General features: G+C 48.1%; 25 protein-coding genes and 2 pseudogenes. 22 read left to right on the forward strand and 5 right to left on the reverse strand.

All coding sequences use genetic code 11. From position 1 onward, the window contains the following. Positions 1–32 precede the first annotated feature (32 nt). From ACFOLF_RS23850 to ACFOLF_RS23865, 4 genes are read left to right on the forward strand one after another with little or no spacing between them, the layout of a single operon-like run. Positions 33–437 (forward strand): GntR family transcriptional regulator, encoded by a 405-nt coding sequence (locus ACFOLF_RS23850; protein WP_210038894.1) that lies wholly within the window; start codon positions 33–35, stop codon positions 435–437. A 13-nt stretch (positions 438–450) separates the two neighbouring features. After that, complete coding sequence (locus ACFOLF_RS23855) at positions 451–1368, forward strand: ABC transporter ATP-binding protein (protein ID WP_379113535.1); 918 nt, start codon at positions 451–453, stop codon at positions 1366–1368. A 40-nt stretch (positions 1369–1408) separates the two neighbouring features. Continuing rightward, positions 1409–2311, forward strand: coding sequence for an ABC transporter ATP-binding protein (locus tag ACFOLF_RS23860; RefSeq protein WP_210038896.1), 903 nt, complete (start codon positions 1409–1411; stop codon positions 2309–2311). Then, complete coding sequence (locus ACFOLF_RS23865) at positions 2304–3638, forward strand: ABC transporter permease (protein WP_210038897.1); 1335 nt, start codon at positions 2304–2306, stop codon at positions 3636–3638. Before ACFOLF_RS23860 ends, ACFOLF_RS23865 begins: the two co-directional genes overlap by 8 nt. A 143-nt stretch (positions 3639–3781) precedes the next feature. On the opposite strand, the gene ACFOLF_RS23870 is transcribed toward ACFOLF_RS23865, so the two are convergent. Further along, positions 3782–4645: an RCC1 domain-containing protein gene (locus ACFOLF_RS23870; protein ID WP_210038898.1), complete on the reverse strand. Its 864-nt coding sequence runs from the start codon at positions 4643–4645 to the stop codon at positions 3782–3784. Positions 4646–5282: 637 nt separating this feature from the next. Between ACFOLF_RS23870 and ACFOLF_RS23875 the strand changes: the two genes are divergently transcribed. From ACFOLF_RS23875 to ACFOLF_RS23930, 12 genes are all read left to right on the forward strand, one after another. After that, positions 5283–5753 (forward strand): pentapeptide repeat-containing protein, encoded by a 471-nt coding sequence (locus ACFOLF_RS23875; RefSeq protein ID WP_210038899.1) that lies wholly within the window; start codon positions 5283–5285, stop codon positions 5751–5753. A 211-nt stretch (positions 5754–5964) separates the two neighbouring features. Beyond that, positions 5965–6657: a response regulator transcription factor gene (locus tag ACFOLF_RS23880; RefSeq protein ID WP_210038900.1), complete on the forward strand. Its 693-nt coding sequence runs from the start codon at positions 5965–5967 to the stop codon at positions 6655–6657. Further along, positions 6635–8866 (forward strand): HAMP domain-containing sensor histidine kinase, encoded by a 2232-nt coding sequence (locus ACFOLF_RS23885; protein ID WP_210038901.1) that lies wholly within the window; start codon positions 6635–6637, stop codon positions 8864–8866. Before ACFOLF_RS23880 ends, ACFOLF_RS23885 begins: the two co-directional genes overlap by 23 nt. A 361-nt stretch (positions 8867–9227) precedes the next feature. Continuing rightward, complete coding sequence (locus tag ACFOLF_RS23890; RefSeq protein WP_379113538.1) at positions 9228–9791, forward strand: RNA polymerase sigma factor; 564 nt, start codon at positions 9228–9230, stop codon at positions 9789–9791. Further along, entirely contained in the window at positions 9781–11187 is a 1407-nt protein-coding gene (gene lepB, locus ACFOLF_RS23895; protein WP_210038902.1) for a signal peptidase I, read from the forward strand. Before ACFOLF_RS23890 ends, lepB begins: the two co-directional genes overlap by 11 nt. After that, a complete protein-coding gene (locus ACFOLF_RS23900) occupies positions 11184–13613 on the forward strand; it encodes a copper amine oxidase N-terminal domain-containing protein (protein WP_210038903.1) in 2430 nt (809 codons plus the stop codon). Before lepB ends, ACFOLF_RS23900 begins: the two co-directional genes overlap by 4 nt. A gap of 369 nt (positions 13614–13982) precedes the next feature. Then, entirely contained in the window at positions 13983–14105 is a 123-nt protein-coding gene (locus tag ACFOLF_RS23905; RefSeq protein ID WP_379113540.1) for a hypothetical protein, read from the forward strand. Positions 14106–14173: 68 nt separating this feature from the next. Next, positions 14174–14557: a hypothetical protein gene (locus ACFOLF_RS23910; protein ID WP_210038904.1), complete on the forward strand. Its 384-nt coding sequence runs from the start codon at positions 14174–14176 to the stop codon at positions 14555–14557. 148 nt (positions 14558–14705) lie between these two features. Next, entirely contained in the window at positions 14706–15143 is a 438-nt protein-coding gene (locus tag ACFOLF_RS23915) for an NUDIX hydrolase (RefSeq protein ID WP_210038905.1), read from the forward strand. Positions 15144–15432: 289 nt separating this feature from the next. Further along, positions 15433–16560 carry a low temperature requirement protein A gene (locus ACFOLF_RS23920; protein ID WP_210038906.1) on the forward strand — a complete coding sequence of 376 codons (1128 nt, stop codon included), beginning with the start codon at positions 15433–15435 and terminating at the stop codon, positions 16558–16560. 384 nt (positions 16561–16944) lie between these two features. Next, on the forward strand, positions 16945–17358 hold the full coding sequence (locus ACFOLF_RS23925; protein ID WP_210038907.1) for an organic hydroperoxide resistance protein: 414 nt from the start codon (positions 16945–16947) through the stop codon (positions 17356–17358). Positions 17359–17608: 250 nt separating this feature from the next. Then, on the forward strand, positions 17609–18034 hold the full coding sequence (locus tag ACFOLF_RS23930) for an ester cyclase (RefSeq protein ID WP_210038908.1): 426 nt from the start codon (positions 17609–17611) through the stop codon (positions 18032–18034). A 472-nt stretch (positions 18035–18506) separates the two neighbouring features. On the opposite strand, the gene ACFOLF_RS23935 is transcribed toward ACFOLF_RS23930, so the two are convergent. After that, positions 18507–19064 carry a TetR/AcrR family transcriptional regulator gene (locus ACFOLF_RS23935; protein ID WP_210038909.1) on the reverse strand — a complete coding sequence of 186 codons (558 nt, stop codon included), beginning with the start codon at positions 19062–19064 and terminating at the stop codon, positions 18507–18509. A gap of 316 nt (positions 19065–19380) precedes the next feature. Between ACFOLF_RS23935 and ACFOLF_RS23940 the strand changes: the two genes are divergently transcribed. The 4 genes and pseudogenes from ACFOLF_RS23940 to ACFOLF_RS23955 all read left to right on the forward strand — a co-directional run. Next, positions 19381–20388, forward strand: coding sequence for an oxidoreductase (locus tag ACFOLF_RS23940; RefSeq protein ID WP_210038910.1), 1008 nt, complete (start codon positions 19381–19383; stop codon positions 20386–20388). Between the two features lie 258 nt (positions 20389–20646). Then, the gene (locus ACFOLF_RS23945) at positions 20647–21120 is read left to right on the forward strand and encodes a cupin domain-containing protein (RefSeq protein WP_210038911.1); all 474 of its coding nucleotides are present in this window, start codon (positions 20647–20649) and stop codon (positions 21118–21120) included. A gap of 734 nt (positions 21121–21854) precedes the next feature. Next, the gene (locus tag ACFOLF_RS23950) at positions 21855–22175 is read left to right on the forward strand and encodes a Ku protein (protein WP_210038912.1); all 321 of its coding nucleotides are present in this window, start codon (positions 21855–21857) and stop codon (positions 22173–22175) included. Further along, positions 22150–22365: pseudogene (locus tag ACFOLF_RS23955) on the forward strand (Ku protein); the annotation flags it as partial. The gene ACFOLF_RS23950 and the pseudogene ACFOLF_RS23955, both read left to right, overlap by 26 nt. A 221-nt stretch (positions 22366–22586) precedes the next feature. Here the strand turns inward: ACFOLF_RS23955 and ACFOLF_RS23960 are convergent. Beyond that, on the reverse strand, positions 22587–22730 hold the full coding sequence (locus ACFOLF_RS23960; RefSeq protein WP_379113542.1) for a hypothetical protein: 144 nt from the start codon (positions 22728–22730) through the stop codon (positions 22587–22589). Positions 22731–23279: 549 nt separating this feature from the next. On the opposite strand from ACFOLF_RS23960, the gene ACFOLF_RS23965 reads away from it, so the two are divergent. Beyond that, complete coding sequence (locus tag ACFOLF_RS23965) at positions 23280–23576, forward strand: ArsR/SmtB family transcription factor (RefSeq protein WP_210038913.1); 297 nt, start codon at positions 23280–23282, stop codon at positions 23574–23576. Between the two features lie 475 nt (positions 23577–24051). Here the strand turns inward: ACFOLF_RS23965 and ACFOLF_RS23970 are convergent, their stop codons facing one another. After that, the gene (locus ACFOLF_RS23970) at positions 24052–24366 is read right to left on the reverse strand and encodes a metal-sulfur cluster assembly factor (protein WP_210038914.1); all 315 of its coding nucleotides are present in this window, start codon (positions 24364–24366) and stop codon (positions 24052–24054) included. Positions 24367–24888: 522 nt separating this feature from the next. Here ACFOLF_RS23970 and ACFOLF_RS23975 point away from each other — a divergent pair. Next, a pseudogene (locus ACFOLF_RS23975) lies at positions 24889–25323 on the forward strand (L,D-transpeptidase); the annotation flags it as partial. A 16-nt stretch (positions 25324–25339) separates the two neighbouring features. On the opposite strand, the gene ACFOLF_RS23980 reads toward ACFOLF_RS23975, so the two are convergent. Next, positions 25340–26490, reverse strand: a protein-coding gene (locus ACFOLF_RS23980) for an IS3 family transposase (protein WP_379114518.1) whose coding sequence is annotated in 2 segments (ribosomal slippage) — positions 25340–26238 and positions 26238–26490 — 1152 coding nt in all. Because the reading frame shifts where the segments join, the coding sequence is not laid out codon by codon here. Between the last annotated feature and the right edge of the window lie 33 nt (positions 26491–26523).

The raw sequence follows: 26523 nt of genomic DNA on the forward strand, positions 1-26523 counted from the left end.
AAGCTGAAGTAAGAATAAAGAAGGTGTGCAAGGTGTGGATTCCCATTCAAATTAATGAACAAAGCGCAGAGCCCTTGTACCACCAAATCGAAGTGCAGCTGCGGGCTTTGATTGTAAGCGGACAGTTGGCTGAAAATACGCTTCTGCCTTCCATTCGGGAGCTCGCTCAGCATCTCAAATGCAGTGTGATTACGATCCGCCGCGTGTATCAGGATCTGGAGAACGAGGGTATTCTGCGGACACGGCAGGGTACAGGAACATTTGTGGCCAAGGTGGAGGAAGAGCAGCGCGATCTGCAGCGCCGCAGTGCGGTGATGGAGGCCCTCGAAGCCGCAGTCGATGCGGGTCTGCGGGTGCAATGCTCGGATGAGGAGATGCTGGATATGCTGCGGGACATATTGAAGCGCAAGCGGCAGCCCGGCGGCACTGACGAATGAAAGGAGGTGAATCGTGTTGGAGCAATCGGTAATACGGTTTAAAAAGCTCGTTCAGAAGAGAAAGCATTTTGAGCTGGGACCTGTCAATCTGGATATTCCCAGAGGGTATGTAACCGCTATAGTGGGTCCCAATGGCTCGGGAAAAAGCTCGCTGCTGCGCCTGCTGCTGGATATTTCCAAACCGGATTCGGGGCAGATCGAGGTGCTTGGCGAGAGAGTCGGCTCCGGCAACGATCAGCTGCTGAAGGAGAGAATCGGTTATGTGCCGGAGCAAAGCAATGAGATCGACGATCATATGACAGCGGACCGGAAAGCGGAATTCATCCGGAAATGGTACCCGCAGTGGGATATTACCCTGTATCGCGAGCTGCTTCGCCGCTTCGATGTGGAGACGGACCTGAAGCTGGGCAAAATGTCCAAAGGGATGCGGCGGAAGTTCGATCTCGCCATCGCCATGGCGCATCAACCGCAGCTGCTGCTGCTGGATGAACCCTCATCCGGACTTGATCCCATTGCCTGGAAGACGATGATCGATGTCCTGCATCGATATATGGAGAGGGGAGAGCGGACGATTCTCATGGCTTCGCATATCGTTGATGAGGTCAGGCGGCTTGCAGACTATATCGTGTTCATGGTTCATGGGCGTATGCTTGGCCTATACGAGAAGGATACGCTGCTGGAATCCTGGTATGTGCTGTATCTGGATGGCGGCAGTCAGGAGCGTCATGGAGTCAACTGGAAGTCGGTCCCGGGCTTTTGCAGCATGGAGCATACCGGTGGAACCACCGTTAAGATTACGACAAGCGAAGCAAGGGAAGCGGAAGAGTGGTGTGCAGCACAGCAGGTGCATATTGTCGGAAGGCAGAAGCTGGAGCTGGATGATATTCTGGTTCTGCTGACGGAGAGAGAACGGCTGCGCATGCAGACTTGAGGCAGATCAACCCGAAATAGGAGAGGGGCTGGAAGGATCAATGAAAGCATTGAAAGTAAATCAGTTGATGAAGCAGTATGGGGACAAAACGGCGGTTAACGGGATCAATTTTGAAGTGGAGCAGGGGGAGATTTACGGTCTGCTGGGTGCCAATGGCGCCGGCAAAACGACAACGATGCGCATGGTGCTGGGACTTATCTACCCGGATGGAGGCAGCATCCACTACAGCGATAAGCCATACGATCTGGAGCAGCTGCGCAATCTGGGTTATTTGCCGGAGGAGCGCGGATTGTATCCCAAGGTAAGGGTCAATGATCAGATCATCTATCTGGCCCAGCTCCGCGGCATGTCCCGCAAGGATGCCGACCGCAATCTAAGAAGATGGCTGGACCGGTTCAGCGTACCGGAGTATTACGGCAAGAAGGTGGAGGAGCTCTCCAAAGGGAATCAGCAGAAAATCCAGTTCATTGCGGCGGTTATCCATGAGCCGAAGATTGTCATTATGGATGAAGCGTTCAGCGGCCTTGACCCTGTCAATGTGGAGCTGCTCAAGTCGACAGTCAAGGAGCTGCGCGATGCGGGCACCAGCATCCTGTTCTCTACACACCGGATGGAGCATGTCGAGGAGCTGTGCCGCAATATTACGATTTTGCATAAAGGCAATCAGGTGCTGCAGGGCAATTTGAAGAGCATCAAGAATCAATTCCCGCGCGAGCGCATTATTCTTTCGACAACCGGCGAGGTGTCGGGACTGGAAACGCTTGAAGGCGTACAGAAGGTGAATCGTCATGAATATGGTTATGAATTGCTGATATCGGGCGAAGCGGCAGGCAGACCGGTTCTGGAGCTGGCGATGGGGCAGACGGATGTCACGCGTTTTGAAGTCATGGAACCAACGCTTAACGAAATCTTTATAAAGACGGTAGGTGATAATCATGAGTAACGGATTCTGGACAGTTGTCGGATTTACGGTCAAGAACAAATTCAGAGGAAAAGCTTTTCTGATTACAACCGTTATTATTGCCATCATTCTTAGTGTGGTCATTAATCTTCCTTATCTCTTCGCCAAATTCAGCGGTGAGGACCAGCCGACGGCGGTTGGTTATCTGGACAGCACGCAGGATCAATTGAGCTCACAGATGTTTACCCCCGGCCATATCGCGGCGCAGCTGGGCGATTATTATAAAGCCCAGGAGAAGCCGGATATCGAAATGGTATCCATTCCCGATGCGGGGTCGGAAGAAGCCAATGAAAAAGCTCTCAAACAAGCGGTCGCCGATGGGAAGATTGACGGCTATCTCGAATTTGAACCAGGTGCAGAAGGCGCGTTCCCGAATGTCGTGTACAAGTCGGAAGCGCTGCTCGATACAAGCTCGACGCAATCGCTTCAGGTTGCGCTGCTGTCGATCAAGAATGATGCCATATTAAGCGGTGTGGGTCTAAGCGATGAGCTGAAGCAGGTGCTGCAGGCTCCGGTGGTCATCGATTCCGTCCAAATCTCCACATCCGAAGGCGCGGGCTCGGTGGGGCAGGGGAAAACGGCCTCGGAGCAAGCGATAGATATCGGTCTTGTCTATGTCATTATCTTCATGCTGTTCATGGCTATTATGATTACGGGGCAGATGATTGCAAGTGAAATAACCGCCGAGAAAAGCTCGCGTGTCATGGAGATTCTCATTACGAGCGTATCGCCGCTTAAGGGGATGTTCGGTAAAATATTCGGCATGTTCCTGGTCGGGATGACTCAAATCTCGGTATATGTTATCGTCATTGTTGTTAATATGACGCTGCCGCATAATCTGGAGACTCTGAAGGACATGAATATCTCGCTTAGTGAAATCGATCCGGTGCTTCTGGTCTATTCGATCCTTTTCTATCTGCTCGGTTACTTCCTGTTTGCTACCATGTTCGCGGCGGTTGGTTCCATCGTCAGCCGTACCGAGGATCTCGGGCAGGCGGTACTGCCGATTACGATGCTTTCACTGGCAGGCTTCTATATCTGCATATTCGGGGGATTGAACAACCCCAACACGATGCTGGTCAAAGTGACGTCGTTCATTCCGTTCTTCTCGCCTTATGTCATGGTCACCCGCCTGGGGCTGTCCGATCCGCCTGTATGGCAGCTCTGGATCTCGATCGCGGTGCTGATCGTGTCGATACTTATCGTCGGCTGGCTGGCTGCGAGGATTTACCGCGCCGGGGTTCTGATGTACGGCAAGCGTCCGAGCATTCGTGAGCTGCGGAAGGCTATGAGGGCGTACAAAGGATAAGGGATTGCGAGGATGTAATGTGAACTTCATGGTAAAATGACGCTGATTATATAGAATGATGCCGGTAATTATATATTAACAATGGCGGTCCAATGACGACAAATGCTTGTCGTTATTGGACTTTTTTTAATTAATATTGAAGACTATTTGCCGGGCAGTTGGATGCCGCGCCAGCCGCCTACATCGCATTGGCCATATTCATTATCACCTACAGCAACCACTGTGCCGTCCGATTTAAGACCGACGGAATGAGCGCAGCCCGCCGCAACCGCCACAATATCGCGCCAGCCGCTTACATTGCATTGGCCATGCTCATTCCAGCCCACAGCCGCCACCGTGCCGTCCGATTTAAGGCCGATGGTATGATAACTACCCGCCGCTATTGCCACAATACCGCGCCAGCCGCTTACATCGCATTGGTCACGCTTATTCCAACCCACAGCCGCCACTGTACCGTCCGATTTAAGCCCGACGGTATGAAGGTAACCCGCCGCTGCCGCCACTATGCCGCGCCAGCCGCTTACATTGCATTGGCCATATCGATTATTACCCACAGCCGCCACCGTGCCGTCCCATTTAAGCCCGATGGTATGCCAGTCACCCGCCGCTATCGCCACCATATCATGCCAGCCGCTTACATTGCATTGGCCTTCATTATTTCGACCCACAGCCACCACCGTGCCATCCGATTTCAGCCCGACGCTAAGACGCCAACCCGCGGCAACCGCTACAATATCGCGCCAGTCGTTTACATCGCATTGGTCATGCTTATTCCAACCCACAGCCGCCACCGTACTGTCAGATTTAAGACCGATTGTATGAGCATTACCCGTGTTCGTCGCCATATGAACATTACCAGCCGCGACCGCCGCCATATCGCGCCAGCCGCTTACATCACATTGGCCATATTTATTATCACCCACAGCCGTCACCGTGCCGTCAGATTTAAGCCCAACGGTATGACGACGACCCGCCGCTATGGTATCTTTAGGCCGCCTTTTCACCATGTCGTTCCTCCTCGTATTCTTTTCTTTCCATCCGCTCATATTTGATCATACAACATTCATGCAAGATTTCGTTTCATATTCCTTGAACCCTTGCGCAGAAACCCAATAGTTCGTTTAATATTGTTGTAAAAGTTTAAGGTTTAACTTAAAGGAAAGGTGATCAACAATGGAAATCAGTTATTTAAATTAATTCGTTTAACCCTGAGAAGGATAGGATAAATTTTACAATTGGGCTTAATTTAGCATGATAGGCACGAAAGGGAATAAATGGAAGGAGTTCATGGGCATAGTTATTATCGTTGCGTGTGTAGTAATCATTTTAGGCGTACTCAGAGTAATTTTTGATTGAACGAAAACCAGCCAACCTCGTTGGTACAAATAAGGCTCTTAATGTACAGCGAAGCAAACGCCGATTATCATGCTAACGGCCAGGGATATGGTAAGGGACCGGCCCTGGGACAAGGCACCAAAGTGACGTTGCGGTATATCAAGGGTTAAAGGGATTTCACTGCTTGACCATGCACACAGCCCTTCGCACTAACGGACAGATTAGTTAAGTGGATAATAAAGGAAAATGATAAACGCATGTTGAATATACAAATGCGGATCAATTTATAATCCGAAGGGGGATAGGAGAATGAGCTTGAAGGCGGAACCATTGAATTTGCAAAAAGCAGATATATCAGGGTCTAAGTGGCAGGAAGTCAGAGCTGAGGAGCTTGATATTGATAATGTCAGCCTGGCAAAGACGAAAGTTAATAACGTGAACATGAGTGAAATGTCTTTGAATGATGTTAATATGGGTGGAATTAAAATCTCGAACGCAAACATGTCGGGTTTAGGTATTCAGCATGCTAACTTTAGCCACGCTGTTATTGACCATGTCCATCTATTTGGAACGGAATTTCATAATGTGGTTCTTCCTATGGAGGGAGACGGAAACTTCAATCCTGAAGGAACATATAAACCAGTTCTTTTTCATAACTGTAACCTGTCTAATGGGCAATTAAGAAATTGTGATTTATCAAATGTTGAGATAACGGATTGCGACATTACTGGATTGAAAATAAACGGTATCTTGATTGCAGATTTAATCAAGAACAAATAGTATAGGTAGAAATTGTTCGGCTAACTGGGTAGCGCAGTCTGGGACAGATCATTCAATTAACCGCCTCGTGATGAGGCGGTTTTTCTTGTTGCATTCGGGGGCAAACCACAAAAATATTAAGAAGTTCTTCATAATTATCGTAAATGGATGTTAAGATTTTTCGTTTACTATTAAGATAATGAAAGATGGCTGCTGGAAAGTAGGGTGAAAAATGGATAATTATTTTGTGCTCGTTGTTGATGATGAAAAGGAAATACGGGACGTAATCGAAATTTATTTGAAGAATGAAGGCGTTACCGTGTTAAAAGCAAAGGATGGAATTGAAGCGTTAGAGATCATAAATGATCACCAAATTCATCTCATTATTATGGATATTATGATGCCCAGGCTTGACGGAATTGCCGCTACATCCCAAATTCGCGAGAAGAAAAACATTCCAATCCTTATTTTGAGCGCAAAAAGCGAGGATAGCGATAAAATATTAGGCCTCCATGTGGGTGCGGATGACTATGTCACAAAACCGTTCAATCCAATGGAGCTCGTTGCCCGCGTAAAATCCCAGTTGCGAAGGTATGTTGCTCTGGGTACTTATGAAGGCATTAAAAAAGTGATTGATCTTAAGGGGCTTACATTAGACAAATCTGCCAAAGAAGTATCGGTCCTCGGAGAACCGGTGAAGCTTACGCCTATAGAATATAAAATCGTTGAATTATTGATGACGAACGCCGGCCGGGTGTTCTCGATCAATGAAATCTATGAGCGGGTATGGAAGGAACCTGGCTATAACGCGGAAAATACGGTAGCCGTCCACATCAGAAAAATTCGCGAGAAAATAGAAATCAATCCGAAGAATCCAACTTATTTAAAGGTGGTATGGGGAATTGGTTATAAAATTGAAAAATAGATTAAGCTTTGGCTTCTGGGCTATTATGTTTACATTTGGCCTAAGCGGACTCTTAGTGGTATTTACTTTCGGCAGCAATTATGTTCATCGCGACTATTTTCACACGCCTGAATTTCGAAGCGAGCTCGATCTATTTGCTCAGTATTTAAACATGTTCGAGCTAAACAGCATTACTTTTGAGGAAGCGAAGCAATCCATAACGGTTTCTGAAGATGAAATCAATGATTATCGGAATGGATTGGGAAATATAACGAATCTAATTAACTCCCTCAAAGGCGATTATCAATTGCGGATTGATGAAGCATCATTAGGAGATAATCAAGAGGCTGTGGACATCTACATAGCAGAAAGAGATAAACAGATCGAAGATATAACCGAAATATTCAAAAGCAATGAATATGCCCGAGCAAAGGTTATAAACCAAAAAGAAGAGGAACTGAAAGAGTATTACAAGGAGAGAGAGCAATACCGTACGGATTTTTTAAGATACATAAATCAATTTCAATATTACTTTAAGAGCAGCCTTACCGATAAAGTCTATACAAATTCGAGTATTGTCGATGATGAATCGGTTACAGACAAGATGAACTCCAAAAACATGCTATTTATGACCAGCTATTCTATTCCAACAGAACAATCGATTTTTAATTCGAACCCAGTACATAATCAACTGGTAGAAAAATTTATTCCGTTCAAAGGGGAGTTTGCGGTAACTAGAGACTTATCCTCAACGAGCTCCGTTATGATCGATTACAATAGATACAATCAGGAAAAAATAACGTTATGGGTATATACTTTCGCAAGTTTAGCCGCTCTTATTCTATGTGTCGTCTTCGGAAAGAAGGCGATAGCTATTCCTTCAATAGTTGAAAGATGGACTACCTATTACAATAAGTTGCCAATTGATGTTCGGGCATTATTTATTATCCTAACAAGTGTTGGTACCGTATGTTTACTTTTTTTTATCAGAGATCAATTTATTTATGTATATGAGAATCCATTTGATTACGGCTGGAATATGTTTATCGGTATAACTTTTGCCTCGTTATTTTTGGTTATTACCATTATTCAGAGTAAAATTTTTGCAGTACATTTTAAGGATTGGCCCTATATAAAGAAAGAATGGGAAAAGGGTCTCTTGAATAAAGCGTGGCAGAGCGTAAAGTCGCTTTATAATCAGGCAAAACGCAGCCTAACAGATGCTTTTCTGAATAAGAGCACAGGCGCGCAGATGTTTATTTTATTGATGATCGTATTTGGTCTGGGTTTAGCGGGAATGATGATGGGCTTGCATCCTGGTTTTATTCTCTTATATGTCATACTGTTTGCAGTAATAGGTCTTCCAATTGTGTTGCTCTTGATTATCAGAATCGGGTATTTTAACCGGATCGTAATAAAGACGAATGAGCTGGCTGTAGGAAATCTGGGTCAGGATCTGCCGATATCAGGAAAATCTGTTCTGGCAACGCTCGCTGAAAATATCAATGTGTTAAAACAAGGAGTAAGAACGCTGCAGAACGAACAAGCAAAGAGCGAACGCCTTAAAACTGAACTGATTACAAATGTAAGCCATGACCTTCGGACACCGCTAACCTCCATCATTACGTATACCGAGCTATTAAAAAAGGAAGATCTATCAAGTGGGGATCGGATAGCCTACGTTGAGATTATTGACAGAAAATCAAAGCGGTTAAAGGTGCTGATTGATGATCTGTTTGAAGTTTCGAAAATGGCCAGCGGAAATGTTGAATTAACCAAGGAAAAGGTCGATCTCGCCCAGCTTTTACAACAGGCGCTAGCGGAATATGATAACATGATTAACGATTCCAGTCTTCGATTCCGGATTACGAACTCTGAAGAGCCGGTATATGCCTTTGTTGATGGACAAAAGCTATGGCGTGTCTTTGATAATTTAATTGGAAATGTCCTAAAATATTCACTGGAAAACTCACGCGTTTATATTACTGTACGAACGTTGAATAATCATGCGATTATTGCGTTTAAGAATGTATCAAAATATGAGATCAGCGAAAATATGGATGAGCTGTTTGAACGGTTCAAACGCGGAGATTCGTCACGTCATACAGAAGGCTCTGGCCTTGGGCTGGCCATAGCGAAATCAATCGTGGATCTTCATGAAGGCAATCTTGATATTGAAATTGATGGTGATTTATTTAAAGTACGTATTTCCCTACCTTTAGAGAAATAGTACGGTTAACGGGTACGATAGCAGCCATCCAACAAGATGGCCTTTTTTTATATAGAGATGTTTATAGACGGTGCTTTTCTTCTTCGCCCAGAACTTGCCGGTCACTGGGATTACGTCTTCTGTCTCGAAAGAGAATGAGGTTGTTCGCCACAGGGTCGCCAACATCAAAGATCCACTTAGCGGAATTTTGAAGAGATCAGCAGTTTGGCCTTCGCTCTCTCCGCATGTTTCCCCCATTGTCTCCGCAACGTATTCCCGCCGCGTTCTGCCGTTTTTCCTTTATACCCGGCATGATTCGGAAAATGGTAACTTTCATCGTCCTGCGCAGTCTATTAGGTAGAGGAAGAGGGAGGGGGACGTTTTGCCGGAAGACAGCGATACGCTGAAGTATGTGTCTTCGCTCTGCTCCGCCGATTTCCGGCGGGTGATGGAGGAATACGGAGACGATGTGTGGAGCTACGCCTACTTTTTGACCGGGAACAAGGATACCGCCGACGAGCTTGCTCAAGAGACGTTCGTTAAAGCATTCAGGCGGCTTGCCTCCTATCGCGGCGAAAGCTCGGTGAAAACGTGGCTGCTGGTTATCGCCCGAAACAGCTGGTATACGTGGCGCAGATCGGCCTTTATGCGCAAAATCGCGCTTGTCGGTCTGCAGCCCGCCGGCGGCAGGACGGAATCCGCGGAGGAGGCGTTCATGCGGAGCCTGATGACGGACGATATATGGAATACGGTGCTGCGTCTTCCCGTCAAATACCGCGAAGTGCTGGTGCTGCGGGCCCATTACGGGCTGTCGATGGAAGAGATCGGGCAAACGCTCGGGCTGTCCGTATCGGCCGTCAAGTCCAGATTGTACAAGGCAAGGCGGAAAATGTCGCAGCTGATGAAGAGCGGCGGCCATGAAGGGAGCGAGCGGTATGAGCATTGAGCCGGATTGGGAGAAAAGGCTGAAGGAAAAACCGTTTCGCAAGCCAATGTTTACGGCCGACATGTGGGAGCGGTGGGAAAACAGAGTCGCCTCGGAGCCGCAACGGTCGGAAAAACGCGTCCTCCACCGACCGGCCGTCGTTCTGGTCTTGCTGGCTGCTTTGCTTGCCGGTTCGTTGGCGGCGATTCGGTTCGAGCCGGGACTTCTGCGCTCCGCCGGGGAGAAAATCGCTGGACTGTTCGAATCGAGGGCTCCCGTAACGGATACAGTGACGCTAGAGGAGCTGCCGGCTGTTTCTTCGATCGGTGCGCTGCAGCTGGTCCATACGATTGCCAATGACGCGATGGCATGGAGCGCCCATTTCGGCTTCGGCGAGCCGGTTGTCGTCGATCGCGATTATTACAGGACCCGCTCCGAATCCTCCGACCGTCCGGTCGCTCGCGGCGATATCGTGTATTACGAGACGGCCGCGGAAGATGCGGAAACGGCGGCGCGGGAGCCTCATGATATCGCGCGGGTCATCGGTTTGCCGGGAGAAACGGTTCGCATCGCGAAAGGGCGAATCTACATTGACGGCCATCCGCTGGAAGCTTTCTACGGCACGGAGAACAGAGGCCGCGAAGACGTGAAGAGGCTTGCCGGGACGGATCAGGAGGTTAAGCTGGGGCCGGAGCAGTATTATTTGCTTGGAGACGTATGGTGGAGAAGCTACAACGACAGCCAACTGCGCGGGGCTTTTGCCATGGAGTCGATACTGGGCAAAGTGATTGGCTACTACAGCCCGCCGGACGTGCGGAATACCGACTGGACCGAGCTGTATCGGGAAGGAAGTCTGACGATAAAAGCGGCCCGTTCGGACAGCGGTATCTATCAGCGTTACTTGGTGGAATGGGGCGGCGAGAGCAAGGAGTTCTATTGGACGGGATCGACAGATCCGAGCTATCCTCCGGCAGTGACGATGAATGATCTGGATGGCGACGGGGAGGAGGAAGCGGCCGTTGCGCTTGTTATCGGCACCGGAACCGGGTCCGTGCAATCGGAGGTACACGCTCTCCGGCGGCATATGACCGAAATTCCAGTGGCCGATCCGGTGGCGGCGGCAAGAGTTGCGGCGCAAGCGGCGGAAATAAAACGGAGCAGTGACAGAGTGGATGTTAAACTGGATATCGGCGGAACGACCATTGAGAAGACGTACAACGCCGACGATGCCGGCTTGTGGTTCGACAAACTCGGAATCGGAGCGGTCGTCTACTATCGGATCGAGGATGGCCACCTCGTGTCCGACATGTCCGTATTTGCCTCTCCCGGTACCTATGTGGCGACGATTACAGCCGAGTACCGGATGAAAGACGGGGTGCTCGTTCCTTCTGCGTTCTCGGCGGGGGAAGGCGAATGACGGAGCGACGAAGGACTCCCGCGCTTCATTTTATAAATCCCAGATTTAGGGAATTTCGCAACCTTTCCCGTTTCGTATCGTCTAATGATTCGTTGAGTGCTCATTACGGACAGGGGGATGTATCCATGCTTCGCAAATCGCATCTGTTTTTCTTCCTCATCGGCATCGCCGTTGGGTTGATGGCGCTTATAGCGTCGGGGTTCCCGAAGTTCGTCTCGGCGGCCGCCGTCGAGACGAGCGGCTCCACCTCGGCGAAAGGTATCAAAGTGGTAATGAACGGCAAAGTCTTTCAGCCAAATTCTCCGCCTTTCATCGATGTGGGCACCGTCTACTTGCCTGTACGCGATATCGGGGGGCTGCTCGGAACTTCGGTGTCCTGGAACGCCTCGGCCAAGACTGTGGCGATGTATTACCCTGAGCTTACGGTCAAACTCGTTTACGGTGCGTCGAACGCGGCCGTGAACGGGAAGCCGGTCGCCTTGATCGCGCCGCTGCGCATCGTCGACGGGCGGATTTACGCCCCGCTCCGATTTTTCTCGGAAGCGACCGGTGCCGACGTTAAATGGGAGGCGTCGACCCGAACGGCAAACATCGCGCGCTCGGTTGATTTTGTCCGATCTTACGCGTCGGGTATTCTGTGGCTGAACCGGGAAACCGGCGACCTGTACTCGGCGAAGGACGACTCGTCCCCGGCTGTTGGCATCGGCCGGCTGGATGCGATGCTGCAGGGCGAGGTGACGCTGCACGGCGGTTGGGGTCAAGGCGGCAATACGGTTCTGACCGTCGTCGACCATTACGGGGAGCCCGCTGACCGATACGATGCGTACGGCATTCTCTTGCATGGCGGCCGCGTCGTCGCGCAGACGAAGGCGAGTTACGAGGGACGTTACGAATCGACCGCGACCGGCTTTCAAGTATACGATCCGGACGGCTGGATTCAGTATGCGGTGCTGACGGACGGCAAAATCGTCACGGTATACGATGACCAAGGGAAAGCGGTCAAGACGTACGATGTGCCGAAGCTTACTGGGGCGGACGATGTCTACTTCGTGCAGGGAATCGGCGACGATTATTTGGTCGTCCGGCCGAACCGGACCGGCCTGCTGACGCTGGTCGACCTGAAGGATGATTCCGTCGTCACGCTGGCGGATAAACTTCTGACCGGCAAGGATCTTGCAAACGCCCGCGGCGGCGAGACGCCTGCCCGCGGCGACGGGCTTCTTTATGCCGGCAACGATGAGAACGGCCAGTTGTATTTCTATTACGCAGATCCGGCCGAAAACGGAAACGGCGACTCGATGCGGTTGACCTACGAGCGGCCGTCTTACCAGGAAGAGCGGGACGCGCTGCCCAAACCGCGAACGTTAAGCGAAATGGCCGCCGGCTGCTCGGCGGATACCGTCGCAGCGGTCAATTTTCAGGAAGGCGATCAGCTTTATGTTCCGTACGTCGGCGCCGACAAGGAAGACCGGGACGGCATCGCCCTCGCCTGCGGCATCTTGAAGAAATTCGCGTCCAAGGGCGTCGAAGAAACGTTGCCGGCCTACTTTCTCGATCGGTTTTTCCATGGCATGTCCATCGACTTCAAGCAAGGCGACGGCGTTCAAATCTATGAAATCGGCGGGGGGAAGATGGCTATCGGTGCGGGCGAAGGCGGCAAAACCGTCGTGTTGAAGGACGACGACGCGGTCCGGGATTACGGGCGGCTGGAGGTGCTGCCGACGGAACTCGCCGTCACGCCCAATCCGGCGTATTTCGGAGAGAAGCTGCATTTCGAAGGGGATAACGGGGATTCGCAGGCATCCACCCCGTTCGTCGTCACCTGGCTGCCGATTCTGGATCATTACTCCAGCACGGATCCCGATCCCTCTCTCGTCATCTACACGGGAACGACGACGTTCGGCCGATACGATGTAACGTTCGCCATACCGGCTTACGGCAAGGCGGCGGACGGCACGTTGAAGCCGATTCGGCCGGGCAAAGGCGCAATCCGTATCCCGAGCCTGAACGGCGGGCCATTTTCCACAACCAACATCGACCTGCTTCCGGCGGGCAAGCCGTTCCTGTCGGTCGACGGCGTGCCGGCGGCCGATCCGTCGCTTGCGCCGATCACGGTATCGGGCCATGTGCTCGTCCCGGTGCGCGGCGTCGCGAAGCTGGCGGGCCAACCCGTCGTCTGGGACGCCGCAAGCGGAAGCGTGCTGATTCGCACGAAGCCGTCGGAAGCGGCGGCTGGGGGTGCGACCAAGGGCGCAGCGACGCTGTGGATCAACGGAAAGAAGGCGGCCGCCGATCTGCAGCCGGTCGTCCGCGGCGGAATCGCCTACATGCCGATCCGCGCGGTGACGGCCGCCTTCGGTCTGCCGGTCGTTTGGGACGGCGGCAGCCGGAGCGTCAACGTGACGACGACTAACGGGGAACGTTAGTTCAACACAAGTAGGGGGATGAACGGTATAGCTCTCGGGATCCCAGTCCCTACGGGCACGAACGTTCAATCCCCGGCTACTGCAATCTTACGACCATATAGAAATGAGGTCGACCAGTAAGTTCTGGTGACCTCATAATACGAACTGGCACGATAGCCTAATCATAGCAACGGCAATCTAGGACCTTTTTTCATGTCCAAGTCTGCTGCTGCTTTTTTTTATGCATATCTTGTTGTTTTATACCAGGGGGAGCCGGTGGTAGTCGACGATCATCTGTGACAGTTCGGTACACCACCGAAGCAGGCAAAGCTGAGCGATAAGCCAGCTCCATGGGCGAAGAGGGGGTCCACTGCGTGGTAGCCACCAGTTATGTACGGACCGGAAACAGTTACCGATACTGTCGGTGCAATCGATTACGATTCGGAGAAACCGATGCTTCGGCAGGAGGCCGCTGCGCTGCTCGCTAAAGACGTCTACTGGGGGTTGAGATAACAGGTGTTTAGTTAAGTGGTATAACTTGTTGTGATTTCATATAGATATCAACATAAGGAGGTGGGGATATGTACATATTGGTGTCAGCAATCGCATTCTCTACTTTAATCGGAATTGTAATTCTTTTTCAACTTGCATTAGCTGCAGGAATGCCTTGGGGAAGTTATGCAATGGGCGGGAAGTTTCCTGGAAAATATCCACCAGCAATGCGTTTCACCGCTTTATTTCAGGTCATCATGCTGGCATTACTAGCGTCAATCGTGCTAAGTAAGTCAGGCTTCATGTTTACTGACTGGTACCACTTTGCAAATGCGGCTATCTGGTTTGTTGTGATTTTTTCGGTGATTGCTACTGTATTGAACATTATTACGAGGAGCAAATGGGAAAGAAGAATTTGGACACCTGTATCTTTGTTGCTGCTTATTACAAGTATGACTGTAGCCTTCGGATAGGATAGTTGATTGTTCAACGATCTGGGCGCGATAGCACAATGTGAAGGGCTGCCGCGCGGCAGCCCTTCGCTACGCTAACTGGCAGGATAATAAAGTCATTAGACGAATATTTATATGGAAATTAATACGTCAAAGGGGTTAGGATTATATGAAAAGAGTACATGTTGCATATGTACTTCTCTACGATGAGATTGGCGAGAATATATTGATGGTAAAAAATAAAGGAGATAAAGCTTCATACTACACACTCCCTGGAGGAGCGGTGGAACAGGGCGAAACATTACAACAGGCTGCTATTCGGGAAGTTAAAGAAGAAACCGGATTAGACGTTGAATTAGATGGTATCTTAACAGTGAGTGAAGCGTTTTTTGAGGAAAGTGGACATCACGTTATCTTCTTTACTTTTAGAGGAAGGATAGTGGATGGGGAAATAAAAATTTTATTTCCAGAGGAAATTGAGGAAATTACTTGGCTGAAACCCCAAATAGCAGAAACGCACATGCATATCCCCAGTGAATTAAAGGGGGAGATTAAAGAATGGTCAGCCCCATATATCTTTAGGGGAACTGTTGTTCATAAATCTTAATATTTATTTCTTTGACTGACTGGGTTTTTGACACGCCAGAGGCTTTTATACAATTCGCGCAAGATTATTTCGAATTAACACCATCATTAGATATAATTACGAAAATTTATGATGGCGCCCCTATATCTGCAGAGATGATTAAAATGTTAAATCCTGATTGTGATGTAAAAGGATGTTCTTCATGAGTTAGAGTCATTAATGAAATAAAATGATTACGCTCCCTCGGTAAGATTCCTTTCTCAGCTTCAAGTATTCTCTCTCCACACATCCAAACCAAAGGAGCAAAACGATGAATAAAAACACATCGGGATATAAACAAAATAAAGCATCTGCCGAGAAGAAAGTGACCTGGCTGGAGCTATTTTATGATCTACTGTTTGTTGCAGCAGTTTCAAAAGCGAGTCATGTCCTGTTACATGTCGAATTGGGTTCAATTCCAATTGAATACTTAACCAAATTCTTCCTCATATTTGTTCCGATCTGGTGGGCGTGGGTCGGGCAATCTCTCTTTGTAAATCGATTTGGAAAAGATAACTTATCACACCGAATATTTCTGATTGTACAACTATTTTTTGTGTTAATAATGACAGCCAGTCTATCAGTTAATTTTGATCAATACTATGTTCCTTTCTTAATAGGCTATGTTGGTTTAAGAGCTATGACAGCCATTCAATATATGTCGGTACATAAAAAAGAAGAAGCACATAGAAAAATCACTGCCCGTTATTTGGGGAGCCGCTTTTGGATTGGATTGGTGATATCTTCCTGCTCCCTTTTTTTTGACTCGTGGATTCGTTATGTCGTTTTGTATGCAGGAATCACAGTAGACATTTTACTCCCATTAATCGGTCGAAAATACTTGGTGAAAAGCCCAATTAATACCCATCATTTATTAGAACGCTTCTCTCTATTTACACTCATTCTTCTTGGTGAATCAGTAATCAGTATACTTGCAGTATTGCAGTCCAGCTACTGGACTTGGCAATCTATTTTATTTGCGTCTCTCACTTTTTTATTAATTATTGCTATGTGGTGGCAATATTTTGACAATGTCGAAAAGAAAGTGAACAAGACAATAGAGACTGCCGGGCAAATCATCATTTATGGCCATTTGTTCATTTATTTATCCATGTGTATGATTGCAGCCTCGATCCAATTGTTATTTTTGGAGCAATTAAAGTATTCATTTATGTTAAGTTTTATTTTCGGATCTGTACTGCTTTACTTTTTTTCAACCACGTTGGTCTTCCATAAATACAGACATTTTCATCAAAGATTGGGGATATATCATTTAGCGTTATTATTGGGGCTACTTGGCGTTTTTTTTACGGTGGATTTGTTTTGCCTGATGCCAAATTATATGATCATTGGAGAATTGATGCTGTTCTTTGTTGTATATGCTAAATTAACGACTTGAAATCGAAACAGAGAAAAGGCAGATCCTCGGAGGGTCTGCCTTTTGATTCCGGCCGACCTGAGCAAATAATGTCTCGCGATTCAGGTCCCTGAATGACTGAATTGTATGGTTTAAGGCTTAAAGCCACATGCTGCCCCCTTTGTACTGTCTACTTGACGGGGTGCAGTTCAGACTTTATTTTTCTGGTCCAAGGCTGCGGCTGGTTTTATTTAAGAGGCCGTGAAACATTTTTAGTCGCTGATCCTGCATTCATCCATCAACGAACTGTTTTAAACTTTATTTTCACTGGACACCTGGAATGCGCCGCTTTATTTTATTTTGAAGAAGATATGGGTAACATGTAGGAATGCAACGTGATCGCAATTACAGGAGGAATTTAGAACAATGAAGGAGCTTTATTCGACAAGCGTCAAAGCGATTGGAGGCCGGGACGGCAGGCTGGAGTCAAGCGACGGCATGCTGATCCTTAATGTGGTACATCCGAAGGAGCTGGGAGGACCGGGAGGGGCAACCAATCCAGAGCAGTTGTTTGCGGGCGGATACGCGGCATGCTTCGAGAGCGCGCTCAATGTAGTGTGCCGGGAAAGGAAAATCAAACTGGACAGTACGGAAGTGACGGCGCACGTGACTCTTGGTAAAGATGAAGCAGACCATTTTAAGCTTGCAGTCAAGCTCGACATCGCCTTGGCTGGCGTGGAACGGGACGCGGCTCGGGAGCTCATCGAAGCGGCGCATGACGTGTGTCCGTACTCGAGGGCGACTCGCGGCAATATAGACGTCCAATTAAACGTGATGTAAAAAAATCCGCCATCAAACTGCTTAAAGCGCTGGGGTACAGCAGCTGTTTTAAACGGTTTGTTTGCGTTTTGATACCGCTGCTCTAAGGTTAGCTTGCAAACCAAGATCTCTGGACTAGTCCGCTACCGAAAGGAACTATAGACTAAAGGATACGATAGTTCAGCCGCTGACCAGCGTATTACGGTGGTTTTCTATATAAAGTAACGAGAGTTTAGTTAAACCAAATATATGCATGAGGTGATTATGACAGATGGCTTTATTCGGCAGTCACGGCGAAGAACTTCTCACGGAGTTCTGGGCCAAAGTCTACAACCTTCCGCAGGACCTCGATGCGATCGACCGTCTCTGCACCGATGACTTCATCCTCTCGAACCCAGATGGTGAAGTCGTGGGTCGCGCTGCTTTCAAGGAGTGGGCACGCAACTTCACCTCGAAGATCCGCGACATAAGGCTGAAGAGCCTCGACATGTTCAGCGGCGCCGACGGCACGCGCGTTGTTTCGCGCTGGGTAGTCACGGGGTACAACCAAGGTGTACTCGGTTCCCCGCCCGACGATCGCCCGATTCAGATCTCCGGCATCGCGGTATGGGAGGTTCGCGATGGTAAGCTCGCCCACAACTGGGTAGAGCGAAGCGCATATGAGCTCTCGCAGCAGCTCGCGAAGCCCGTGAAGTAGCAAGGCTGCGGACGCGGCCATATTGTAGGTTGTTCCGCTCACATTAGATAAATCAGCCGATGATATTGCGGAGGAATGGGTACAACGGTTCCGCAGCGAGCGGCATAGAAGCTCTTGAGTAACAATTGTAGTGCATCCCCGCCGCCCGACATTCGATCTTCAGCCTCGTCGTCAATCATCTCCGCAGCAGCGCTACGTTGGTCCGGTAAAGCTTTCCTGGGTCCCCGAAGGGTCGGTTCGTTCGTCGACTCTTCGATGGCCCGGGATAACCATTCCCTCCGCGTAAATAAAACCAAGAACAAAGGTCGCCCGCCAATACACCACACAGTCAATAGGTTACTTCAGTTTAGTGCATCTCTGGAGGTGCACACTTCAATTTGCTTAAATTATTTTATTGATTAAGGGAATAAAAAAGCGCAAAAAAGCCCCCCTATAGTTGGCTTTTCCGATAGCAGAGATGAACCATTCCTCTCTAAGAGGTAAGAATAATTAGGAGCAAGTCTTCAATCATTTGGCGAAGCTCCGACGAGTTTCTGGCGACAATTTTAAACCCGCGCAATGCGCTTGTTAAAAGATGCGCCAATTTCTCTGGAGAAAGGCTGTTTGGGCTGCCGGCGGATTTCGATCGCGATTCCAAAATAGAGGTCAGAACGACTTCAAGTTTATTGTAGCTCGCATCGAGTGCCTCCTGGGCGAATACGTAAGAGCTGTCGGTCATTTCTTTTACTTCCGGCGAGTTCAACGATTGATCGAAATTGTTTATAGACCACACTTCCAACGCATATAAAATTTTGTCTTCAGGCGTTTTCTTGGAAGAAAGTCCTTCCACTATTTCTTCAATGAGAGTGTCGCCATAATGTAGAATCGTTGCGTTAAAAACTTCCTCCTTGTTCTTGAAGTGCAAATAGAGACCCGCACGCGAAATACCGGCGGCCTCTGCTATTTCATTCATTGACACTCGCTTATAGCCATACTTGAAGAACACGTCCAACGCAACGGATAGAATATGCAGCTTCTTTTTGTCGTCCATGAATTTAATTATTATACACTTTACAAACTTTGTCTAGTCGTATAATATAGACGAATAGACAAATAACGTTTAATGTCTAAATTTCAAACAAGGGAGACCTGTTATGATGACAACAATCTAAAAACCTTACATTCGGGAACCACCGCCCAATTGGCACTTGCGGGGTCGCGACCTCCTAGGACTAGAAACGACGCGAGTTCTTTCCAACGCGGGAGCAATTGTTATAATCGCTATCCCGACATTAGGAAGGCACAAGTCAGCTATATAAAAATTCAAGTCATATTTTTCATAAAACATTCTAAAGGAGATCTTTTATATGACAACTAAGCAAACACCCATCAGCTCCGGCTTTGGAGCTTCCTCGACAGCCGAAGACGTTATCAAGGGTATCGATCTGTCCGGCAAAATTGCAATCGTCACCGGCGGCTATTCCGGACTCGGTCTTGAGACCGCGCGTGTGCTGCGTTCTGCTGGCGCCAAGGTCATAGTCCCGACGCGTGATCGCAACAAAGCCGCTGCCGCGCTTGCGGACATCGATGGCATCGAAATTGAAGTGATGGACTTACTGGACCCTGCCTCGATCGATGCCTTTGCAGAGAAGTTTCTTGCCTCCGGCCAGCCACTGCACATCCTGGTAAACAGCGCAGGCATTATGGCATCTCCCCTGACACGCGATTCGCGAGGATATGAATCGCAATTCGCGACGAACCATCTGGGCCATTTCCAGCTTGTAGCGCGGCTTTGGCCCGCGCTGCGCAAGGCGAACGGCGCACGGGTGGTCTCAGTTTCGTCCTGGGGGCATCACTTTTCCCCTGTCGTGTTCGATGATCCCAATTTCGAGCAACGCGAATATGACCGCTGGGGGGCCTACGGTCAGTCGAAGACGGCCAACATTCTTTTCTCGGTCGCGCTTGACAAGCGTGGCCAGGCCGACGGCGTGCGCTCCTTTTCCCTTCATCCGGGCAGCATCGTCGGCACCGGTCTCGAAAAACATCTTTCGAATGAGGATCTGCTCGCGGCGGGCGTCATCGACGAAAACGGACAGCCGGTTCTCGACCCGACGAAAAATCTCAAGACGGTTGGGCAAGGGGCTGCTACCAGCGTATGGTGTGCGACGAGCCCACAGCTTGACAATATGGGCGGCGTCTATTGCGAGAACTGCGATATCACCGCTCTGGGGCAGGACGCTGAGTCCGAATTTCAATTGGACAACAATTCGACATTAACGGACTCCGGCGTGATGCCATATGCGATCGATCCCAAGGCGGCCGATCGACTCTGGAGCCTTAGTGAACAGCTGATAGGTTTAACGTTTGCAATATAGAAGAAAAGTGCTAAGGAAGCAGAACGCCTTTACTCGCTGAAGGCTTTCTGCCGCCTTATATTCTCACGGTAAAAGTTCGTTTGACGTTTGAGTCCGATAAAAAGAAAGCGGATATGCAATCTTAAAATCCGAAGTTATATAACCAGTATAGGTGTCGTCTTGATCAGAATTAGAGAAGCTTATGAAAAAATTCGGAAGCCCATTAATAGATTATCTCGGTTGTAGAAAAAGACCGGATAGAGTAAAGGAGAATGAAAGATGGAACAGACAAATAAAGCCGTAACCGGAGCAGCCGTTACTTTCGCCAAGGATCTCGAATGGTTCGACACGATGCCGGGTGAACAAATGGCCATTCGCATCCACAGCCATCAAGTTGGAGGAGCGATAACCGTCGTCGAAGCGCGTGTACCGGCTTTGATTGGTCCCCCGAAGCATATTCATAAGGAACGGGAAGAGGTATTCGAGATTCTTGAAGGAACGTTCCGTTTCCAATGCGGAGAGGATGAATTTGAAGCTGCTCCAGGAACGAGCGTCGTGGTTCCCCGCGGCGTACCTCACGCGTGGGCTAACGTCGGATCCGAAATGGGACGTATCCTTTTCACCTTCGCACCTGGCGGGATTGACGATTTCTTCCCTGCAATCGGCCGACATTCACTCGAGGAAATTGGGCGACTGGCCGAGCAGAATGACACTCTGATTGTTGGGCCTCCAATGCTTCAGCAATCCCGTTAACATTTGGAACCTGACTATTGGACTTCATATAATTAATCAAACAAAGAGAAACGGGACAGCCAGAACTAACTAAATCTGCGCTGTCCCGTTATTTATTGTGAAGACTTCCGGATTGGAATAGAAATGTTTCATCTGCGTTACCATAAAATGTTTGCCTATTTCATACTGCCTTTTATCTTTCTGCTCGCCATGCTGCCGCAAAGATTGCTCCAAATGTATGCGATCATGGGACTTGTCGGAAAAATGCCATGACAAGACAAGTCAGTCCAGAGCCAGGCAATGAAGATATGGACGTTTCAGCGAGGATGAAGAGTTTAGAAATATGAAAGAACAAACTAAGGAATACGGGGCTTCTTGGACCCAGGATCTACGACAAGAAATAAGTCCTGGCTGCCTGGATATTGCAGGCGGGTTGAAGCCATTCGACCATCGAACTCTCGACAAAACCATGTCCCCGAGGTACGTTTTTTTGCCATTCAAATCAGTCTGTCGAGTTCGTTTTCCTAAAAAAGAATAATTGGTAATTCATGCGTACACAATACGGAAGGACATATGGTCCAACCAATGGAGGCGTTCATAAATGGCAATGAAAGTACGCTACAGCTTATCGGATATGACACTTAAAGTTAACGACAACATCGCCGTGTCATATACAGTGCATGGCGAGGAAAGAACGAGCGATCAGCCTCCGAACTAATGAAGGAAAGACGGAGAAAGTGAAAAGGAGCCATTTTATGCGTTCAATGTGGAAAGGCACGATCAGCTTTGGTTTGGTGAACATTCCAGTGAGTATGTATAAAGCAACGGAAGAACATAAGACTCATTTCCGAAGTTTACATGTAACTTGCCAGCAGCCTATCCAGTATCGAAAATGGTGTCCCGCATGCCAGCGCGAGATCGGGCAAGGCGAGATCATTCGAGGCTACGAGTATGCGCAAGGAAGCTTTGTCACATTGACCGAAGAGGAGATGGACAAGCTGCCGCTTCCCACGCTGAGGACCATCGGGATTCTTCACTTTACGAAGCAAGATAACATCGACCCGATCTCATTTTGAAAATGCTTATTATTTAGGGCCGGGAGAGTTCGGCGACAGAGCTTACAGGCTTCTGCATGCTGCCATGAACCAAACAGGAATGGTCGCTGTGGCCAAAATCGCCTTTCGAACCAGCGAGCATTTAGCCGTCCTTCGACTGCATCAGAACTGTCTCCTTCTCAACTTCATTTACTACCCCTCAGAAATATGGCCCGTGAGGGAAGTGCCGGGACTTCAAAGTGGAACGCCTTTTAACGAGTCCGAACTTCAAATGGCCGTACAATTAATTGACCAAATCAGCGCGGTTTTCCGAAACGACTACAGAAGTGACTATGAAGCTGCACTGCAAGAACTCCTAAATGCAAAGATACAAAACAGACCGGTCCAGCAACAACCGCAAATGACGCCGATTGTAGACCTCATGGAAGCACTTCAGCAAAGCCTCGCCGCAACGGGCCAGCCAGCTGCGGTGACTCCGGACAGATCTGCCTCCCCGGTCCAAACCTCTATGGCAACCGGGACATCGCCCGTGTCGGTGTCGGCAGATTTCATTAGCCCGGCAGGATCGCCTGCCACTATTTCGGCTCCAAGGACTAGACGGCGGAGGTAGCCGTAATCGCGTATTCAACTTGATGAGCGGAGGAGCTTTTTGGAGTGTGTACTATTAATAGGGATACATGTAACGTAACAAAAACATATCTCATTACAGGTCGCGGAAATCGCGGCCTTTTTATGTACGGGATCAAGTTCTTGGTCAAAATTGAATGACAAGAACTTTGTCTCATTCCCGACGTTATTTAACTTTTTGGTCTGAAAAATTTCGCTTGGACCGTCGACTCTGGTGACAGCGATGGTTCTTCTTGTCCGCATGCATTGCGACCGCTGAAGTTGACATCAAAGCGTCTGCGTTATTGGCGTATTTTGGAGCAAAGATTCGAGGTCAAAGAAGCCGCCGGCCAATCTGTTGGCATAAAAAAAGGGCTCATCATTGGCTAAGATGGAGTTTTTCAATTCGTATGTTCCGCAATTGAAGAAGACTTGACAGCATACAATATGATGAGTATATAATTATATAAAGATTGTATCATTACTGTACTGAACTTATTGTAAAAAGGAGAGGTGTCGATGACAGTCTTAAACGATCAACAATTTGCCAGAATTTCTCGAGCGCTTGCTGAACCAAGACGCTATGAAATGTTAAAAGAAATCAGTGCATCCAATGATCCGTTGCCCTGCAGTGTACTGCAAGAAACGCATAATGTAAGTCCTGCAACCATCTCTCATCATCTCAAAGAGCTTGAAATTGCAGGATTAATTCAGAACATCCGTGAAGGTAAATATATGAGTCTCGTGTTTCAGCCTGACATTTTACGTGCTTATTTAGATAAACTTTCGGAACTCTCCGGTAAAGAACTTTCGTAACCTTAGAAAGTTCTTTCTTATTCCCGCGAATTTTTTAATGAGTCCAAGGTCTTTTTTACTCCTTGCCATCGTTGTGCTGAGGCAAGATCCGCTTGAAGTATTTCAAAAACAGGTTTTCAGAATCATCCGCGGAATATCATCGCAATACCCTCCCATAGTTTAAATTCCAATGTATACGTCGAAAGGCTCTCATTTGCGTAGAATCTTGTGCATACACGGTTGCCGTAATGCAAATTAGTTGGCCGTAACTCCTTTTTGATAGAAAATAGCCACCGCCTAGGAAAACTCCAGTTCGACCGGAGGGTTCAACTTAGATGAGATGATTCTCAGTTTTTTGCATTACTTTACGGAACAGCGGCTTATTTGCCTTCTATAGATGCCCCACAAACACCAATCGCCCTCTATGGTCAAGTAGAGGGCGCTCCTTTGGATTCTGCACGTTGGCATCACAGGGCTAGCTCCAGTACAATTACAATCATAAATGAGTGGTGTGCGATCGGATTTCTTCCCGGGCATTGTCATTCATTCTTGCTGGAGTCCATTTTGGTTCCCATACAAGTAAAACCTCGACCTTGCTAACACCAGATACGGATGCCGCAGCTTCTTCTACTTCCTTTACGATTTCATCGGCTAGTGGACATTCAGGAATTGTAAGTGTCATTCTTATTCTCACTAACCCATTCTCTTCTAGAGTAATTCCATATACAAGTCCAAGATCGACGATATTAGCTCCTACCTCAGGATCGTGTACTTCCTCCAAAGCTGTCCAAATGGCACTTTCTTTATCCATAACGGAAGAGCATCTCCTTTCCTTCTGAACAAACCTGGCAAGGGGGAACCTCAAAGGTCAAGCCCGGCAAATATGAACTGACTGGTTTGGTGCTTAGAGTACATTCACGGCTTCCGCCGCCCAATCCGATTAATCCGAGAAAACTAAGCCAGCCCATATCTTTGTTGTTATCGGTTATGTCATAGAATGACCCGTTTCAAGTTTCTTATTCAACATCGGTGACCAGCTTTTTTCATGTTGAACTAGTCGATAACGGAACAGGCCAGGTCCACATGTATATGCTGCCGCGCAGCATAATATTTTAGAAGAAGGTGAGTAAATGATCCACCAGCAGCAAGCTTTAGCCGCTCACGAATCTCTTGACAAGGCTGTGTATGCCAAAGCTCCCTTCTATGCCCCTTTTTTCAGAATCCTACAGTCATCTGCATTATGTCCTTGTATTCAACTCCGCTCACATGGATGAAAATCAAGCAAAAGGATAAATTAGATACAACTTAATTTTTTGCAGGTGTGGTGATATAGATGAACCGAATAATCCTATTCCTTCCACTACGCATAGCTGCAATTGTGTTATTAAGTTGCAGCATGATTGGAAATACCGGAGATGCCCTTTCTGCAGATCCATCGCTACCGATAGTAAACGAACAAGGGATTTATTCGATCGAAGTATTTCCGTTAAAACATCAACTTGTTGTGAGCATGCAAGGACAGAAATTCAGGACATATTCCGTTGCTGTTGGAAATCCAACTACCCCAACCCCTGTTGGGGAATACCAGGTCATGTATAAAGGAAAGAACTGGGGAGCTTCGTATGGACCTCGTTGGCTGGGATTAAACGTCCCTTGGGGGTATTACGGCATACATGGCACGAACAAGCCCTATTCCATCGGACAACATCAAAGTCACGGTTGCATCCGTATGCACAACCGCGATGTCTGGACCTCTGTCAAGATAGTAGACACAGATTTTTTTCTTACGCTGCCTGACCGGGGTACATACGTTCGTAGTCAGAAGGCGTGTTATACCCTATCGTAGAATGGATACGTTGGTTGTTGTAAAAAACTTCGATGTATTCAAAGATACTCTTTTTCGCTTCTTCGCGCGTTTGGTATTTATTGAGATAAATCAGTTCTTTCTTTAGAACGCTGTGAAATGACTCGATGCAGGCGTTATCGTAACAGTTTCCCTTGCGACTCATGCTACCGGTCATTTCATATGTGTTGAGTTGCTTCTGGTAATCATGGGATGCGTACTGACTTCCGCGATCCGAGTGGTGCAACAATCCTGTACTTGGCTGTTGACGACCGTGGGCCTGTCTCAATGCCTGTAGTACAAGCTCTTTCGTCATCCGTTCACTCATGTGCCAGCCGACAATCTTACGTGAGTATAGATCGAGTACGCTCGCCAAATAAAGCCAACCCTCATCAGTGGGGATATATGTAATATCTGTAACCCACTTCTCATTCGGTTTACTTGCAGTAAACTCTTGGTTCATTACATTTTCTTGAACCGGTAGGGAGTGCTTAGAATTGGTTGTCGCTTTGTATTTCTTTACGGTCTTGGACCGTATTCCATTCTCCTTCATGATACGAGTAACGGTACGACGAGAGATTTTGACACCCTGTTGATGCAACCGTTCGGTGATTTTCGGGCTTCCATAAAGTTGCCTATTCTCATCGTATACTTCCTTGATTTGTTCCGTCCATTCCTTGTGCTGACGCTTACGTTCACTCTCAGGGCGCCCTAGCCATTTGTAATAGCCGCTACGAGAGACTTTCATTATGCAGCACATCTTCTCCAATCGGTACTCGGAGCGGTGTTCGTGGATGAACGTATATCTTACCGACGGTCTTTCGCAAAGAAGTGCATCGCCTTTTTTAAGATTTCGTTCTCCTCTTGAAGATCACGAATGTATTTTTGCATCTCTTTTATTCTCTGATCTTCTGGGACTAGGGCTTGTACAGCAACGATTTCCGGCTCACTGCCATACCTTTTCTCCCAGCCATATAATGTATTTGCATTAATCTTCAACTCGCGACCGATCTCTGCTACCGACTTCCCACTCTCCTTTATATATTTAACTGTTTGCTTCTTGTACGCTTCATCATACTTGATCTGTTTCATAGACACAGTGTCCTCCGCTCATCTATTTGAATC

Origin of the sequence: Paenibacillus sepulcri (assembly GCF_042647105.1) — a bacterium.
GTDB classification, from domain to species: domain Bacteria; phylum Bacillota; class Bacilli; order Paenibacillales; family Paenibacillaceae; genus Paenibacillus_Z; species Paenibacillus_Z sepulcri.